Below are 1,368 nucleotides of genomic sequence, written 5' to 3'. Positions count from 1 at the left end.
GGTCACGCTCGTCGGCACCGAGGACACGGTGATGGGGCGGGTGCTGGGCCCGGAGGTCGGCCGGCTCCTCGCCGACGTCCACCGCGCCCACGGCGTCATCCTGCGCTCGGGACAGGCGGTCACCGGCGTCCGCGCCGAGGCCGGCCGGGCTACCGGTGCCGTGCTCGCCGACGGCACCGTGGTGGAGGCCGACGACGTGCTGCTGGCCATCGGCTCCGTCCCGGCCGTCGACTGGCTGCGCGGGCCCGGCGCCGGGGCGGCGGGCCTGGACCTGTCGGACGGACTGCGCTGCGACGAGTTCTGCGCCGCGGCCCCCGGGCTCTACGGCGCCGGTGACGTCGCCCGCTGGTACCACTCCGCCCTGGGCCGGGAACTGCGGATCGAGCACCGGATGAACGCCAGCGAGCAGGGCCTCGCCGCCGCCCGCAACCTCCTGGCCGAGCTGGACCGCGAACGCTTCGGCGAGCGGCGCCCGTTCACCCCCGTGCCGTACTTCTGGTCCGACCAGTACGACCTGAAGCTCCAGGCCCACGGTGTCCTGGCCGGCGCGGAGCGGATCGAGGTGCGCGTGCTGGGCAAGGATCCGCTGCGGCTGGCCGCGCTGTACGGCACCGCCGACCGGGCCACCGGGATCCTGACGATCGGCCTGCCCCCGCGTCGGACCCGGTCGCTGCGCGCCCTGATCGCCACGCCCGCGCCCTGGCCGCAGGCCGTCACCGGGCTGGCGGAGACGGTGGAGGCCTGACCGGTCCCGCCCGGGGCAGGGGTCGGCCGACTCCTGCCCCGGGCGGGTCAGCCCTCAACCGCCTGAGCAGACCGCGCCGTTGAGCCGGAACACCGTCGGGTCCGGGTTGGGGCCGTCGTTGGCGCCGACGAATCCGAAGGAGGCCGTCGACGCGCCGCCCGGGGCCAGCGGCCCGGCGCCCTCGGGGGCGGTCACCCGTACGTGGGAGCCGGTCTGGTGGAACGTGGCGTTCCAGCCGGAGGACACCGACTGGCCGCCGGTCGGCCAGTCCCAGTCCACGGTCCAGCCGGTGATCGGCGCGTCCGACAGGTTGCGGACGGTGACCGTGGCGACGAAGCCGTCGCCCCAGCCGCTGTCGCGGTGGTACGTCACCGCGCAGGTGGCGTTCGGTGGGGTGCCGGTGGTGAAGGTCAGCGGGGAGGACGGGGCGGAGAGCCGTCCCGAGGCGTCGGACGCCAGCACGTTGACCGTGTGGGTGCTGCCCGGGGGCAGGTTGCGCAGGGTCACGGAGGTGCCGGTGGACTCGCCGATCAGCCGGGTGTACGCGCCGTCGCGCTCCTGGACCAGATAGCGGGCCGCGCCCGTCGCACCCGCCCAGGACAGGCGTGCGGTGGTGTCGGTCA

At 75.7% G+C, this 1,368-nt stretch carries 2 protein-coding genes; one reads left to right on the top strand and one right to left on the bottom strand.

Going from position 1 to position 1,368, the window contains the following annotated elements; translation table 11 throughout:
* Positions 1–745 (top strand): FAD-dependent oxidoreductase (locus H5J33_RS35380; protein WP_181798738.1); only part of this gene is annotated, 745 nt, incomplete at its 5' end.
* 54 nt (positions 746–799) lie between these two features.
* On the opposite strand, the gene H5J33_RS35375 is transcribed toward H5J33_RS35380, so the two are convergent.
* A partial coding sequence (locus tag H5J33_RS35375) for a cellulose binding domain-containing protein (RefSeq protein ID WP_181798737.1) occupies positions 800–1,368 on the bottom strand: 569 nt, incomplete at its 5' end.

Origin of the sequence: Streptomyces sp. WELS2 (genome assembly GCF_013870595.1) — a bacterium.
Classification (GTDB): Bacteria; Actinomycetota; Actinomycetes; order Streptomycetales; family Streptomycetaceae; genus Streptomyces.
Note: the sequence above shows the minus strand (reverse complement) of the source record. Positions and strands in the feature narration are given on the sequence as shown.